Source organism: Niallia oryzisoli, from assembly GCF_036670025.1.
GTDB classification, from domain to species: Bacteria; Bacillota; Bacilli; order Bacillales; family Cytobacillaceae; genus Bacillus_BD; species Bacillus_BD oryzisoli.
In genome coordinates this window covers 4,498,771-4,515,059 of the sequence record NZ_CP137640.1, presented here as the reverse complement: position 1 = coordinate 4,515,059, position 16,289 = coordinate 4,498,771, and the positions used below count along the sequence as shown (strand labels likewise).

At 35.2% G+C, this 16,289-nt stretch carries 13 protein-coding genes and 1 pseudogene; 13 read left to right on the top strand and 1 reads right to left on the bottom strand.

Translation table 11 applies throughout. The features are described 5' to 3' along the window. The first annotated feature begins 70 nt into the window (after positions 1 to 70). From R4Z09_RS22585 to R4Z09_RS22535, 11 genes and pseudogenes are all read left to right on the top strand, one after another. Entirely contained in the window at positions 71 to 1,321 is a 1,251-nt protein-coding gene (locus R4Z09_RS22585) for an aminotransferase (RefSeq protein WP_338448973.1), read from the top strand. Between the two features lie 279 nt (positions 1,322 to 1,600). Beyond that, positions 1,601 to 2,719, top strand: coding sequence for a histidinol-phosphate transaminase (gene hisC / locus R4Z09_RS22580; RefSeq protein WP_338448972.1), 1,119 nt, complete (start codon positions 1,601 to 1,603; stop codon positions 2,717 to 2,719). A gap of 18 nt (positions 2,720 to 2,737) precedes the next feature. Then, on the top strand, positions 2,738 to 4,039 hold the full coding sequence (locus R4Z09_RS22575) for an aminotransferase class I/II-fold pyridoxal phosphate-dependent enzyme (RefSeq protein ID WP_338448971.1): 1,302 nt from the start codon (positions 2,738 to 2,740) through the stop codon (positions 4,037 to 4,039). A gap of 4 nt (positions 4,040 to 4,043) precedes the next feature. Next, positions 4,044 to 4,787, top strand: a pseudogene (gene hemQ / locus R4Z09_RS22570) (hydrogen peroxide-dependent heme synthase). Positions 4,788 to 4,824: 37 nt separating this feature from the next. Further along, positions 4,825 to 6,282 carry an aminotransferase class I/II-fold pyridoxal phosphate-dependent enzyme gene (locus R4Z09_RS22565; protein ID WP_338448970.1) on the top strand — a complete coding sequence of 486 codons (1,458 nt, stop codon included), beginning with the start codon at positions 4,825 to 4,827 and terminating at the stop codon, positions 6,280 to 6,282. An 82-nt stretch (positions 6,283 to 6,364) separates the two neighbouring features. After that, on the top strand, positions 6,365 to 7,006 hold the full coding sequence (gene deoC, locus R4Z09_RS22560; protein ID WP_338448969.1) for a deoxyribose-phosphate aldolase: 642 nt from the start codon (positions 6,365 to 6,367) through the stop codon (positions 7,004 to 7,006). 51 nt (positions 7,007 to 7,057) lie between these two features. Continuing rightward, positions 7,058 to 8,014 carry a carbon-nitrogen hydrolase family protein gene (locus R4Z09_RS22555; RefSeq protein ID WP_338448968.1) on the top strand — a complete coding sequence of 319 codons (957 nt, stop codon included), beginning with the start codon at positions 7,058 to 7,060 and terminating at the stop codon, positions 8,012 to 8,014. A 179-nt stretch (positions 8,015 to 8,193) separates the two neighbouring features. Then, positions 8,194 to 8,634 (top strand): YfmQ family protein, encoded by a 441-nt coding sequence (locus tag R4Z09_RS22550; RefSeq protein ID WP_338448967.1) that lies wholly within the window; start codon positions 8,194 to 8,196, stop codon positions 8,632 to 8,634. Positions 8,635 to 8,723: 89 nt separating this feature from the next. After that, complete coding sequence (gene nspC, locus R4Z09_RS22545; protein ID WP_338448966.1) at positions 8,724 to 9,851, top strand: carboxynorspermidine decarboxylase; 1,128 nt, start codon at positions 8,724 to 8,726, stop codon at positions 9,849 to 9,851. 343 nt (positions 9,852 to 10,194) lie between these two features. Continuing rightward, positions 10,195 to 11,238: an acyl-CoA dehydrogenase family protein gene (locus tag R4Z09_RS22540; protein ID WP_338448965.1), complete on the top strand. Its 1,044-nt coding sequence runs from the start codon at positions 10,195 to 10,197 to the stop codon at positions 11,236 to 11,238. A gap of 70 nt (positions 11,239 to 11,308) precedes the next feature. Further along, entirely contained in the window at positions 11,309 to 12,124 is an 816-nt protein-coding gene (locus tag R4Z09_RS22535) for a uroporphyrinogen-III synthase (protein ID WP_338448964.1), read from the top strand. A gap of 463 nt (positions 12,125 to 12,587) precedes the next feature. Here R4Z09_RS22535 and R4Z09_RS22530 read toward each other — a convergent pair whose 3' ends face one another. Continuing rightward, positions 12,588 to 13,472: a LysR family transcriptional regulator gene (locus R4Z09_RS22530; protein ID WP_338448963.1), complete on the bottom strand. Its 885-nt coding sequence runs from the start codon at positions 13,470 to 13,472 to the stop codon at positions 12,588 to 12,590. Between the two features lie 453 nt (positions 13,473 to 13,925). Between R4Z09_RS22530 and R4Z09_RS22525 the strand changes: the two genes are divergently transcribed. Both R4Z09_RS22525 and R4Z09_RS22520 read left to right on the top strand, forming a co-directional pair. Next, a complete protein-coding gene (locus tag R4Z09_RS22525) occupies positions 13,926 to 14,879 on the top strand; it encodes a carbon-nitrogen hydrolase family protein (RefSeq protein ID WP_338448962.1) in 954 nt (317 codons plus the stop codon). Positions 14,880 to 15,277: 398 nt separating this feature from the next. Continuing rightward, the gene (locus tag R4Z09_RS22520; protein ID WP_338448961.1) at positions 15,278 to 16,246 is read left to right on the top strand and encodes a 2-dehydropantoate 2-reductase; all 969 of its coding nucleotides are present in this window, start codon (positions 15,278 to 15,280) and stop codon (positions 16,244 to 16,246) included. The last annotated feature ends 43 nt before the right edge of the window (positions 16,247 to 16,289 follow it).

Here is a 16,289-nt window from a genome sequence, read left to right as displayed (position 1 = left end):
CTGAAACACAGTTTGAGAAATCACAATTTGAATTGGTTAAATAAAATTAATTTGATTTGAGGTAAAAAAGATGAAATTAGAGTCCAATCTTATTAATACTGAAAAAAGAACGATAATAAGTGAAAATGAAGATACTGGTAAAAGAAATAAGACAAGATGCTTTCTTTCTTCAAGGGTTAAACAAATTAAACCCTCTGGTATTCGCCGCTTTTTTGACATGGCAAGTCGTGTTGAAGGAGTTATTTCACTTGGAGTAGGTGAACCTGATTTTGTAACTCCTTGGTCTATACGTGATGCAGCTATAGGATTTTTACAAAAGGGTAATACATCCTATACAGAAGCTGCAGGGTTGCTCGAACTTAGAAAAGAAATATCTTGTTATATGAAGTCTCATTTTCAAGTTGAATATTCTCCAGATTCGGAAATTATCGTCACGGTAGGTGGAAGTCAAGCACTGGATATTTCATTGCGCACGATTTTAAATTCAGGTGATGAAGTCATTATTATTGAACCAAGTTATCTTGCGTATGCACCATTAGTAACACTTGCGGGAGGATTACCTGTATCACTAGAAACCACCAGAGGAACTAATTTTAAACTTCAGCCGGAGCATCTTAAGCAGGCCATAAATACAAATACCAAAGCATTAATTCTTTGCTCACCTAATAATCCAACAGGCAGCTACCTTAATCAAGATGAACTAGAAGAAATATCTAAGATAATTATTGAGCATGATTTACTTGTTATTTCAGATGAAATATACGCTGAACTTACCTATGATGAACCATTTTGTTCTATTGCCTCTATATCTCAAATGAGGGAAAGAACAATTATAATATCAGGTTTTTCAAAGGGTTTCGCAATGACAGGGTGGAGGCTTGGTTTTATATGTTCACCAGATCACTTTTGTCAAACAATGTTAAAGGTACATCATAATACTATGATATGTGCGCCTTCTATCACACAGTATGCGGCAATCGAAGCGTTAAAGAATGGTCAACAGTATGTTGAGGAAATGAAAACAAGTTATCGAAAAAGACGAGCTTATGTTGTTGATTCCTTAAATGAAATGGGTTTAGAATGTCACCTGCCAGGCGGTGCTTTTTATGTATTTCCATCGATTCGTAATACTGGCCTTACATCGGAGCAGTTTGCAGAAAATTTGTTGATTCAAGAGAAAGTTGCCGTGGTACCAGGAAATGTTTTCGGTGAGGGAGGAGAAGGTCATATCCGTTGTTCATACGCTTCTTCTATGGAAGCATTACGTGAAGCAATGAAAAGAATGAAACAATTTGTGGGGAATTTACAAAGTGTAAAATAAAGTGCTTAATCCTTAATCTCTTTTGTTATTACATTTACTTTTTATAAAAAGTCATGATATAGACTATGATTTTTTTTATTTTTATAACTATGATAAATGGATGGTCAAAAAAACATCTTATTGGATGGTTATAAAAATTATAAATCATTTATTATTGAGAAGTGGATGATTAACCATCCGAATAGGTTATTTAATAATAATTTGTAATTAAGTGTGTGGATTGGTTCACAATTATCTTTTCACCATATAGTTTTTGAATTGGATTGGAGGGGAAGGGTTGTGATTTATATAAATCTGTTAAAACAGCGTAAAGCATTAGATTATATTAAGCCCTATATACCAGGAAAACCATTGTGGGAAGTACAAAAGGAATTAGGTTTAACAAGGGTTATTAAATTAGCATCAAATGAAAATCCTCTTGGTCCGTCACCAAAAGCTATTGATGCTATAACAAGTCGTCTTTCTGGAATTAATCGATATCCTGATGCACATGCTTTTGAGTTAAAAAGTGTTATTGCGTCACAGTTATCTTTGTCCATAAGCCAGTTAATCATTACAAATGGTGCAGATGAATTGATTACCTTAATTTCAGAAACATATCTAGAATCCGGAGATGAAATTATTGTCCCTGCCCCCTCTTTTAGTGAATATGATTTTGGGGCACATTTAATGGGAGCAAAAGTGGTTTCCGTACCACTTGATAATAAGTATCAATTTAATATTGATTCTATTCTATCGGCAGTTACGGATTACACTAAATTGATTTATATTTGTTCTCCCAATAATCCAACAGGTACTTACTTGCCGAAATATATGTTAAAAAAACTATTACATTCACTGCCTAAAAATATCTTAGTCGTTTTTGATAGTGCTTATAGCCATTTTGCGACAAAGGAAGACTATACAAACGGATTAGAATATGTCCGTTCTGGTTATCCAATTATTGTTTTACAAACATTTTCTAAAATTTATGGACTTGCAGGTGTAAGGGTAGGGTTTGGGGCAGCACCCAAATCCATTATCCAAAGCATTTTACACGTGAAGGAACCATTTAATGTAAATAGTTTAGCCCAGGCTGCAGCAGTTGCTGCTATAACAGACGAAGAACATGTAGATAGGTCTAAACAAGTAAATACAGCGGGAAGGGAACAGTTATATAAAGCCTTGAATGAACTTGGCTTACCCTACACGGAGAGTATGAGTAATTTCGTTCTTGTAGAATTCGGCACAGAAGCTAAGAAAATTTATGAAGAACTTTTAAACCTTGGAGTCATTGTCCGTTATGGCGATACATGGGGAATGCCGAAACATATTCGAATATCTATTGGAACACATGAAGAGAACTCTATATTAATAGAAGCAATTTGTTCTATTCAATCAAAAGGAGAGAATAGATAGTTATAGGGGAGAAATAAAATGAATGAGCTTGCAAAGAAACTAAATGAAGATTTAATTAAATATAATCATAATGTCTATCACTTATTGTCTAACCTGGGAAAAAAGCTTTATTACCCTAAAGGGATCCTTAGTCAGAGTGATGAGGCGAGCAAAAAAGCTTTTCGTTTTAATGCAACGATTGGAATTGCAACCGAGCAAAACGTTCCCATGCATTTCGAACATATACAAGAAAGATTAACAGGATATTCTCCTAAGGATGTTTATACGTATGCACCTACCTCTGGAAAATTTCAATTGAGAGAAGAGTGGAAACGGAAGCTATTAAAGGAGAATCCTTCCTTAATAAATAAAAGTTTTGGATTGCCTATAATAACGAACGCACTTACTCATGGATTAAGTATTATAGCAGATCTGTTTGTGGACGAAAATGATTCCATTATTCTCCCTGATAAATATTGGGGGAATTACCAATCAATTTTTCATCTTCGAAGAGGCGGTCAGCTTAAAACGTTTGGGCTTTTTGATGAGAGCGAAAAGTTTAATGTTACTGGATTCAGGGAACGTCTCATGGAACAAAAGGATGTTGGAAAGGCAATCGTCTTACTTAATTTCCCGAATAACCCTACAGGATATACCCCCCATGATAATGAAGTCCATGGGATGATTGCAGCAATATTGGAGGCGGCAGAGGCCGGGATAAATCTAGCAGTCATACTTGATGATGCCTATTTCGGATTGTTTTATGAAGACTCTGTTAAAGAATCGCTATTTGGAAAATTGGCAGGACTTCATCCAAGAATCTTACCAATTAAAGTGGACGGGGCAACAAAGGAAAATTACGTTTGGGGACTAAGAGTAGGATTCCTCACGTTTGCCTCTTATCATAATGAAATCCTTGATGTTTTGGAGCAAAAAACAAAAGGGCTTATTAGAGGGACTATATCAAGCGGTTCCCATTTGTCACAGACAATTATTTTAGATTCGTTACGATCAAATAAGTATGATGCGGAAAAACGTGAAAAGTTTGAACTAATGAAATATCGAGCAATGAAGGTCAAAGAAATTCTCAATCAAGAAAAATATAAAGAAGTATGGACCTACTATCCCTTCAATTCCGGGTATTTTATGTGCTTAAAGCTATTACAAATAGATGCTGAAAAGCTAAGACTTCATTTGCTGGATGAATATGGAGTAGGTACAATTGCAATTAACTCGACCGACTTAAGAATTGCCTTTTCTTGTGTGGAAGAAGAGGATTTAGAAGAGCTTTTTGAACTAATTTATCGTGGTATCAATGATTTCTTAACAAAGGGAGTATGAAGTTATGTCTAATGCTGCTGAAACACTTGAAGGGTGGTACTGCTTTAATGACTTCCGCAAAATAGATTGGAAGAGATGGAGGTCCTTAAATGAGGATCAACGTCAAGAAGTTCTTGAGGAGATAATGGAATTGTGGAACCAATGGGTCAATAACGAAGAAAAAGCAGAGGGTGATCATGCCCTCTTTCAAATACTGGGACATAAAGCAGATATCATGTTCATGTTTCTTCGTCCAACCCTTAGGGAATTAACTCAAATAGAACTAGCATTTAATAAAACAAAATTTGCAGAGTTTACAGTGCAGACTACATCGTATGTATCAGTGGTAGAACTCAGTAATTATCTCCCTAAAGGGGAAGATCCTTAAAGTAAACCTGAGATAAGGGCAAGATTATTTCCGAAAATCCCAAAAACGGAATATATTTGTTTTTATCCGATGAACAAGCTTCGTAGTGAGGAAAATAATTGGTATATGTTACCAAGTGAGGAACGCAATCAAATGATGAGGAGCCATAGTTTAATTGGCCGCCAGTATGCTGGTAAAGTAAAACAATTTATTTTAGGATCTGTTGGACTAGATGATTATGAATGGGGAGTGGCCCTATTTGGTGAAGATCCTATCCAATTTAAAAAACTAATTTATGAGATGCGTTTTGATGAAGTAAGTGCCCGTTTTGGTGAATTTGGTTCCTTTTATATAGGAAGATATTTATTTAAAGAACACTTTAATCATCTACTACAACTATGATTATGACATTTATAAGATGAGAAAGGGTGTGTGAAAATTGGTCATCCAATTTGAAACTCCATTATTTACAGCCTTAAAAAAACATGCAGAAAAAGATCCAATCCAATTCCACATTCCCGGCCATAAAAAAGGATATGGCATGGATCCTGATTTTAGAGAATTTATTGGTAAAAATGCTCTTTCTATCGATTTAATCAATATAGGTCCTCTCGATGACTTACACCTTCCAAAAGGAATTATAAAAGAAGCGCAAGAGTTAGCTGCTAAAGCATTTGGTGCAGATTATACGTTCTTTTCTGTACAAGGTACAAGCGGGGCCATCATGGCGATGATTATGTCAGTTTGCGAACCCGGGGATAAAATTCTAGTTCCACGAAATGTTCACAAATCAATTATGAGTGCAATCGTTTTATCAGGTGCAATTCCTATTTTTATCCATCCTGAAGTAGATTCCTACTTCGGGATCTCTCATGGGATCACACCGGAATCTATTGAACAAGCATTAGTGCAATATCCAGATACAAAAGCTGTACTCGTGATCAATCCAACTTATTACGGAACTTCAGGTGATTTGAAAAAAATCGTAACAATTTCCCATTCCCGGGATATTCCCGTACTTGTAGATGAAGCGCATGGGGCACATATCCATTTTCATCATGAACTGCCGTTATCCGCAATGGAAGCTGGGGCCGACATGGCTGCAACAAGTGTGCATAAGTTAGGCGGCTCCCTTACCCAAAGTTCTATTTTGAATTTGCGTGGAAATCTTGTCTCCCATAAGCGTGTACAGTCTGTTTTAAGTATGTTGACAACAACCTCTACATCTTATTTATTACTGGCTTCTTTAGATGTTGCCCGAAAATCGTTGGCCAATGAGGGACAGGCATTACTTACGGATACGATTCGAAAAGCAGAAGAAACACGAGCAAAGATTAACGAGATTGATCATTTATATTGTATGGGTCGTGAAGTGCTGGAATATAGTACGGCAGTGGCTATGGATCCTACAAAGCTATTAATATCTGTAAAAGAGCTGGGCATTACGGGATATAAAGTTGAAAAGTGGCTGCGAGACAGATTCAATATTGAAGTTGAATTGTCCGATCTATATAACATTCTTTGTATTGTCACACCCGGTGACTCTGAAGAGGATTTATTGACACTTGTACATGCACTAAATGAACTGTCACAGGAATATAAATATCAGGTTAATGGAAATGTAGATAGTACCGTTTTATTACCTGAAATTCCTCCCTTGGCTGTGACACCGCGTGATGCTTTTTATTCTGAAACAGAAGTGATTCCATTTGAACAATCCGATGGAAGGATTATTTCTGAATTTGTTATGGTTTATCCTCCAGGAATTCCTATTTTTATACCTGGTGAAATCATTACAAAGGATAATCTGCTCTATACAAGAAAAAATATCGATGCTGGTCTTCCTGTTCAAGGTGCTGAAGATGAGCAACTCCAAACATTACGTGTAATCAAATAATATAGCCTTTAAACAATTCTTTTTGAATTGAATATTTAATGAACTAAGTGGTTTAATAATATTCTTTAAGGTGGCAAAAAAGATGAATTATACAAAAATGATTGATCATACTTGGCTCAATCCCGAAGCGAGAGAAGCGGAGATTGTACAGTTATGTGAAGAGGCAAAGGTATATGGGTTCGCTTCGGTATGTGTAAATCCTGTATGGGTAAGGATAGCAGCAAAACTCCTACAGGAGACTGATGTAAATGTCTGTACGGTTATAGGATTTCCTTTAGGTGCAAATACACCCGAAACTAAGGCATTTGAAACTAAAAATGCCATCGAAAACGGGGCTACTGAAGTGGATACAGTAATTAATATTGGTGCATTAAAAAACAAAAACGATGCCCTCGTTGAAGAAGATATACGTTCTGTTGTTAATATCGCGAAAGGAAAAGCATTAGTGAAGGTTATTATTGAGGCATGTCTATTAAACGATGAAGAGAAAGTACGTGCTTGTGAGTTATCAGTAAAAGCTGGAGCAGACTATGTCAAGACTTCAACAGGATTTTCTTTGTATGGAGCAACCGTTGAAGATGTGTCGATCATGAGAAAAGCAGTTGGCCCAAATATTGGTGTTAAGGCATCAGGGGGGGTCCGAAGTAAACAAGATATTAAAGCAATGGTAGATGCGGGGGCATCAAGGATTGGGACCAGCTCTGCCATAAAACTCTTAGGATGATAAATTGATATTAATTGATTGAAGGATCATATCAAGGGAGGTCCCAGATGTATGGTAAATACTAATCAAAGTGTAAAAGTTGCAGTGATTCAAGCTGCACCAATCTTGATGGACCGCGATGGCACTATAGAAAAGGCAGTTAGCTTAATAAAACAGGCCGGAGAAAAGGAAGCCCAAATTGTCGTTTTCCCAGAAGCTTTTATTCCTGCCTATCCTAGAGGATTATCATTTGGAACAATAATAGGAAGCCGCACGGACGATGGAAGAAAAGATTGGTATCGATATTGGGAGAACTCAATTCCTGTCCCAGGTGAAGCGACAGAACTACTTGGGAATGCAGCACGGGAGGCAGGTGTCTATCTTGTCATTGGTGTCATTGAGAGAGACAGTGAATATAGTGGCGGTACTCTTTATTGCTCAGTGTTGTTTTTCAGTCCAGATGGAGAATTGCTAGGGAAACATCGTAAGTTAAAACCGACTGCAGCAGAACGAATTGTTTGGGGTGAGGGAGATGGTAGTACATTACCCGTATTTGATACCCCGTATGGAAAAATTGGGGCACTAATTTGTTGGGAAAACTATATGCCTCTTGCTAGGGCAGCTATGTATGCACAAGGCGTTCAAATTTATATTGCACCAACTGCAGATGCAAGGGAGACTTGGCAGTCTACTATCCGTCATATTGCAATGGAAGGAAGATGCTTTGTTTTATCTTGTAATCAATATGTAACGAAGGATATGTATCCTAAGGATTTAGCTTGTTATGCTGATCTTGAAACTTCCCCAGAAGTAATGTGTATAGGTGGAAGTGCTATTATAGGCCCGATGGGGGATTACGTGGCGGAACCTGTTTGGGGAAAAGAAGAAATGATATTTGCTGACCTTGATATGAAGCAAATTGCCTATAGTAAATTTGACTTCGATCCTATAGGACATTATGCAAGACCTGATGTATTTAAGCTGGAAGTAAATAGTGAAAAACAGAAGAGTATTGAGTGGAAGAAGTAATGTTATGTACTCCCAATAAGATGATTAATCTATTTTTAAACAAATTGGGTCTCTTTGACTAACTAATTATTAGACTTAAAATTAATATTATTGTAATATTGTTAATCTATAAATGCTTAAAACAAGTGCCTACAGGTAAATTAGATAACCAAATATTACAATCAGGGAGTTGATATGAAATGTCTTGGACGATTGTTATTATAGTGATTTTTGCAATGTTAAAAATGTTAACAAGTCCCCCAAGTGCAGTTGTGGGATGGTTTGTAAGTAATTTTGCACTTCATCCAAAACTTAATTCAAAAGATATTACTATAACATTTAACGGAAAGCACTTAGAGGAGAAAGAAAAAATTAGATTTACTGAATTTTTTAATGAGGCTCTATTTTTAAAAAGGTACAATATATTCCAAGGGAATGAAGAATTGTTTCTAAATCCAGAAACGAATGTTATTCCATTTGTCATAAATGTAAAAAGTAGAAAAAAAGAAATGACATTCTATGTTTATAGTTACGATGACCACGTTGATGTAGTCAAGCAGTGGAAGAAGAAAGTTGCTTCTTATAGTCTTAGTTCTGAGTGTCTACAAAAGTTTACTATTTCAAATAGTTTAAGTGTATAAAAGAAAAGGCTTGATATCTATAGAACTTCGTTAAATATCCGTGCAAATAGTATGAAAGGAAAGCTTTGATCCAAGCTTGTGGACTAAAAATGAAATTTGAAGAATTGCCAACACCATGTTATGTATTCGATGAAGGTCTTGTAGAAAAAAATCTTAAAATCCTAAACGGAGTTATGGAACGGACAGGCTGTAAGATTATATTGGCACAAAAAGCCTTTTCAATGTATAAGATGTATCCTTTGATTGCAAAGTATTTAAATGGTACAGCAGCAAGCGGCTTATATGAGGCACGTTTAGGGTACGAGGAAATGGGGAAAGAAAATCATATTTTTTCACCTGCTTATCGCGAGGATGAAATAGATGCAATTATATCCGTTTGTGATCATATCATCTTTAATTCCTTCTCCCAGTTAGAAAAGTTTAAAGATAAAGCTCTTCAAGCGGGTAAAAAAGTAGGCTTACGCATCAATCCAGAATGCTCTACACAAATTGGGCATGCCATATATGATCCATGTTCACCAGGTTCTAGATTCGGTGTAACAATAGAGCATTTTCGTCCTGACTTGCTTGATGGCGTTTCTGGGCTGCATTTTCACACACTATGTCAGCAAAACTCTGACGACTTAGAAACAACTCTAAATGCGGTGGAAGAAAAGTTTGGGCCGTGGCTGTCACAAATGGAATGGATCAATTTTGGCGGTGGTCACCACATTACAAGGGAAGATTACAACATCTCATTATTGGAAGATTGTATTAAGAAAGTGCAGGATAAATACCGTTTAGAAGTATATCTTGAGCCAGGAGAAGCTATTGCTCTAAATGCGGGATATTTGGTTACAACTGTACTTGATACGCATCATAATGGTATTGAAATTGCAATTCTTGACACTTCTGCAACCTGTCATATGCCTGATATGTTAGAAATGCCTTATCGTCCTCCTCTTCTTGGATCAGGTGAAGTCGGGGAGAAGCCATTTATGTACCGACTTAGTGGACAAACTTGTCTTACAGGCGATACAATTGGGGATTATTCTTTCGATCAACCATTAAAGAGTGGAGATCGTTTAATTTTTGGTGATATGGCAATCTACACGATGGTGAAAATCACAACTTTTAACGGTATGGCATTACCAGCTCTCTCTATTCGTGATAAAGATGGAGACTGCCATATTGTACACCAATTTGGATATGAAGATTTTAAGATGAGACTAGGATAAATGAATGATAGAGATTTTATATTTTATTCATCTTTAAGGGAAGAAAGATCTGCAAATGAATGAAATCTTCCCTTTTATATTACTTATAAAAAACAGGTTCTGAAACATGAGCCTGGTTTTTTGTATTCATTTATGGATAAAAAATATGGACCTATTTCCTCGTGAGGTTCTTTTAATATGTATATTTCAAAAAGCGGATGAGTAAATCAGTAGAGAATTAGATGTTTATTTCTGTTAAATTTCAATTATACTAATGTCGGTGTAGTTAACTCATACAATATAGGATCAATGCTTCAAGAAGCATTGTCACCGTTAATTAAAAAGATGGAAAGGAGTGGAAAATATGCAAATTGATTTAAACAAGAGAACGTTCAAACAAATAATTAACGAAAATCTTAAACCGATTATAAGGAAAATTGATGAAGAATCTTATTATCCAAAAGAGTTTCTTAGTGCGGTTGGACAGGCGGGTTTTTTTTCTTCAAGTAATTTACAAAAGGAGAATATACGTTGCCGAGAAATTTATTTAATAGAAGAGACTGCAAGGTATTGCATGACGTCAGCCTTTACATTATGGTGCCACTTAGCTGCTTTAACCTCTGCTAGATTGAGCAACAATCCTTTTGTTAAAAACGAGCTTTTACCATTATTAGAATCAGGAGAAGTACTCGGTGGAACTGGCTTATCAAACGCGTTGAAATATTATGCTGGGATCGAAACGATTCGTTTAAGAGCTGATAAGACAGAAGGGGGATATACGATCTCAGGTAGTTTGTCAAGTGTGTCCAACCTGGATGTCGACCACTGGTTTGTCATTATAGCATCCATTAATCTACATCGAATAATGTGTATGATTCCTACGAAAATAAAAGGTTTAGAGTTAGAAAGTAAAACGAATTTTGTAGGTTTGAATGGTAGTGCCACTTACTCCTGTTTCTTTAATAATGTATTTGTTCCAGATAAGTGGATTATCACTGAACAAGCAGATGAATTTATACAAAAAGTCCGCCCAACATTAGTACTCTATCAAATACCTTTAGGTATAGGAGTATCAGATGCGTCTATTGAATCAATTGTAGAAAGTCATTCTAAAAACGTAGAAGTAAATCATCAGGTAAAATCGCAACTAAGAGAATTGATGAATGACATAGAGTTCATTCGTAAAAGAACCTATGAATATGCACAGTATACGGAACTAACAGTTATTTTGAAGGAAATATTGTTAACACGATTAGAAATAGCTAAGTTAACCCCGAAAATAGTCTATGAAGACATGCTCTATTCTGGAAGCCCTGCATATATGCAGGGAAGTGATTCATTCAGAAGGCTAAGAGAAGCGTACTTTTTAGTTAATTTAAGTCCAACAGTAAAGCAATTGGAGAATTAAATTAGCTAGGTATAGGTATTAATCCTTTATTAAATAAATGAACCTAAATATATGTAAAGAGGGTAGTAGTATGGCAAAAGAACTGCTGGGGAAACGTGTTGTAATCGGTGCTTCTCGAAAAACGGAAGAGATTAGTATGCTTATCGAAAAACAAGGAGGAATCCCAATAGTCCGTTCGCTGCAAGGAATTGTATATTTAGAGGAGAAGGAGATAGAACCCGATCTTATGAAACTCATAAAAGAGGGGACAGATTGGATTATTTTTACAACGGGGATCGGAACAGAAACGTTGTTGGATATAGCTGAGAAACTGGATGTTAAAGAGCGGTTTAAAAACATTATCAAACAGGCTAAGATTGCTTCAAGGGGGTATAAAACACTTTCTACATTAAAAAAACTAAGGATTATGCCGGAAGCGGTAGACGAAGATGGTACAACTAGGAGTTTAATAAAATCATTGGAGCACTTTGACTTTACTGGAAAAAGAGTTACGGTTCAACTCCATGGTGAAACAGCACCAACATTAATCAATTTTCTTAAAAATAAAGGCGCAGATGTATCAATGATACTTTCATACAAACATATGCCTCCGCAAACAGAAACAGTTGCAACATTATGTAAAGAACTGCTTGAAAATGAGGTGGATGCAGTCTGTTTTACCACGGCTATCCAAGTTCGCTCATTATTTGATTTTGCAAAGGAACAGAATATTTTAGAATCCCTTTTACATACTTTCAAGTCAACTACAATGGCTGTAGCCGTAGGAAAAGTAACAGCTGAGGCTTTGAGAGAAGAAGGAGTACAACGGATAATTACTCCAGAAAACGAAAGAATGGGAGCGATGGTTATCGAGTTATCTCGTTATTATCGTAACAAACTAGGGTAAGTTTTTGGTAACGATAAATGTATCTAGAAGAAAATGATATAGATATTAAAGAGATCCTATTGTTATTATAGGGTCTACTTTATTTAAAGTGCTTGTTCAAGGTTCGATCATAAATTTACTTTAGTGCTTTTGACCGTAAGAAGAAAAGGTCATTTTTCTGGTATAAAACCGTGATTGCAACAAAGGGTGAAGAACTTTAATTTTTATTTTTATAAATTTTATGGGCTATACTATGGTAGCTCTTTTATATTACAACCAAAAATTGTGAAGGAATGTACTTATACTAACACCCATTAATTAAAGAAAAGGAAGGTAGATAATAGAAATATATATCATTTTATCCACTTCCTTTTTCTTAAGATACTGTTATTCTTTTTTTTGCTACTTTCTTTATGGTCGTACCTACCTTAGGATGAATTAATGAACCTTTCTTAAAACCATATCACAAAATCAGCAGTTTACATTAAAAAATCTTTTTTTCAAAATTTTGGGATAGATGGTTGATAAGTGTTTTCATTGGCTTATCAATAAATATATCTTTCCTGTAAATCGCAGCTACTCTTTTATGAAGTTTTTGATCAACAATTGGGATTTCCCGAATCTGTCCATCATTTATCTTTGCGAGATACGATTTAGGAAGAATGGTTGCTCCTAAATTAAGGCTTACCAAATGTAATAAAGATTCATATGTTGACAGTTCAAGGATTGGTTTTAAGACAAAACCGGCTTCCTTACAATCATTATCAATAAATTGGCGAACGATGTAATGTTTCGCTAATAAAATCATAGGTACTTTTTTTAATTGTTCAAGCTTTACAAAAGGCTCATTGGAAAGCTTATGTTTGGAGGAAACAACCAGAGAAAATTTTTCGAAAAATAAAGGAATGGTCTCAAGTTGGTCATCTTCTACGGGCATGTAGACGATACCAAGATCTAATTCGTTTTTTAAAAGCCTAATTCTTGTTTCTTCGGTCGGCAGTTCAAGGATAGACAACTGAATTCCAGGGTATTGTTCATGAAAGGAAAGGACAAACTCCCGAAGTAAATGACTTCCTGAACATCCAATTGTCAATTTTCCTCGTTTAAGACCCATAAATTCATTAATTTCTGTTTGTGCATGTTCTAATTCATTAAAGATCCGTAGAGTATGTTTTAATAAAATATTTCCCGCATCTGACATATATACTTTTCTACCTACACGTTTAAAAATTTTAGCACCCAGTCGATCTTCAAGAATTTTGATTTGTTGACTAAGTGTCGGCTGACTGATTCCTAATTTTTCAGCAGCCTTTGTGAAATGAAGTTCTTCAGAAACAGCAAGAAAATATTCAAGAAGTCGCAGGTCCATAGTTTAAATACCTCTTTCATCTATACTAATATCAGTAATGCATGGATGTAATACTTTTTGTAAAAAAATTCTGTAATCCTATTTTAAAGGATTTTATCAGATAGTCACATAATACATTGAAAATTTAGTATTTTTTATTCTTTTAATTAATTTAAAGAAAGGTAGTAGATTATTGACTTTAACACTTTTTAATAGTTATTAACTATAATTTAATAGTTATATTAGGATTGTTCAATTAATGAAAGCGTTCTAACATTAATTTACATAAAACAGATTATGGAGGGATGAAAATATAGCAATAGCTGGTTCTTGAGAAATGTGCTGTTTTTTGTGGTCTGTTTTACGTGGGAATTTGCATCCTTTGCAATGGTGCCGATTACTTTAATATGTACACTTACAGCCTTTTTAAATAAAAAACTTCAGTAAAAAATTATAAATTTGGAGGAAGACATAATGGACGATATTATTACAATCTCCACTGTCAATTTTGGAGCAAAATGGGGTGAAAGTAACAAAAATTTAAAACGTATACTAGAATATGTTGATGTATTAGCAAAACAGGGGTCACAAATAATTGTTTTTCCAGAAACTGCCCTTACAGGTTATGATGATGATAAAGACAAGCCCCTGGAGGAGAAAATGCATCGCCGATTAGCTGAAACGGTACCAGGCCCTTCATCTAATGCAATAGCAGAATTAACAAAAAAATACGGTATATATGTTTTATACGGTCTTGCAGAAAGAGAGACTAATGATCCAACAAAAGTATATAATGCAGCAGCTATTTGTGGACCGGAAGGCGTAATAGGTACTTACCGAAAGATCCATCTGCCTTTCTCTGAAATGAACTGGGCAGATAGAGGGAATTATCCAGTCTTATTCGAAACTCCTTGGGGACCTGTTGGTGTTGGAATTTGTTATGATACCTATTGTTTCCCAGAAATTATGCGGTACTGTCGAGCAATGGGTGCACGTCTATTTATTAATTGCTCTGCTATTGGCACAGAGGAGAGCGGGGGAGCAGGTGGCTATTACGGAAACCTTTGTTTGGAATACTTGGCCAGTACAAATGACATGTATATAGCCACAGCTAACCTATATGGTAAGGACGTAACTACTTATTTTATGGGTGGATCTAGCATCATAGGTCCCTCAAGTAAGCCACCACATATTCATTATTATGCGGGTCAAAGATTTCTTGATCCTGGTGCAGATGAAGGTACTGTTTCGACAGCAACGTTAGACCTCTCATGCGTTGAAAATTCTTTTCTTAAAAGCGTTTGGGAATACAACGAATCAATTGATTCTTGTGATTGGCGTCCAGAACTGTACTCACAATGGTATGAGAAAATATTGAGGACTGATTTTTGGGCTAAGCCAAAGAATAATCATTATATATCTAAATAACTAAATTAAAGGATATTTTCCAAAGAGGTTTATAGATTCCCAAAAAAGATGAACACTATATTTATAGAGTTCATCTTTTTTAATTTTTATTAATTAATGTATTACTAACATAAAAACCCACTAAATATTTAAAAAATTTAGTATTTTTGTTGCTTTATGTGGTTAACAGAAAGCCAATTGTTTATTGACTTAAATGCCATATTAATAGTTATTAACTATTAATAAATAGATATATTAGAATTGTTCAATGGTTGAAAACGTTTTAATATAAATTTACATCAATCGCATATAGGAGGAATGCTAATGAAAGATGAAATATCTGGTATTTGAGCAATGCTTTATTGAATTCCCTTTATTTGGGAATATATAAATCTGATAATCAATGAGGAGGACCAAGTGTGAAAATAGTAGTTATAGGTTCAGGCGCAATGGGAATGCTTTTTGGAGGCAGATTAGCTTTGCAAGGTTATGATATTACAATGGTCGATGTTGCTCCAGCTGTTATAGAAAAACTAAATAACGAAGGTTTACATCTAGAAGCTGATGATGGATACCATTTGATACCTATCAAGGCTGCGTTTGCAGAAGATATAAATGAAGAAGTAGATTTGGTTATTTTGTTTACAAAAACAATCTATTCAAGATCTGCATTAGAGTCGGCAAAAAAATTCTTAGGAAAGGACACTTATGTGTTAACCCTTCAAAATGGATTAGGGAATATAGAACTAATCAGCGAATATGTTACATACGACCATATAATTGCCGGAGTTACAAATCACCCAAGTGATGTTAAGGGAATTGGAAAAATCAGTTCACACGGTTCGGGTTATACAAAAATTATGTCAGTTAACGGTGAAGAAAATGAAATGTTGTATATCATAAAAAACGCATTACAGGAGTCAGGACTAAATGGTCAAATTGTCCCTGATGTGATGGTAGCAATTTGGGAAAAGGTTGCTTTTAATGCAGCGATTAATGCAACAACAGCGATTTGCAGAATACCGTGTGGAGGTATGGCAGTAACAGAGCAGGGAAAACAACTTGTTTATACCATTGCAAAAGAAGCTGTAGCTGTTGCTAATGGTCATGGAGTAGATGCATCGGAAGAATCTGTCATTAAGAGTTTAACAGCTACATTTGAGGTTCATAAAGATCATTTTACCTCCATGTCTGCAGATATTATCAATAAAAGAAGAACAGAAAATGACTTTATTAACGGAGGAATTGTTAAAAAAGCTAAAGAGGTGAATATGAAGGTTCCATATACAGAAGCATTGTATAACTTAATCTGTACGATTGAAAATACGTATGATATGCAAAATCTTAGTACAGATGCTGACAAAACTAAAGAATCAGTTTCAAAATAAAATAAATTCTAGTAGATAAATGGAAAAAATATGTAGTAGCTAT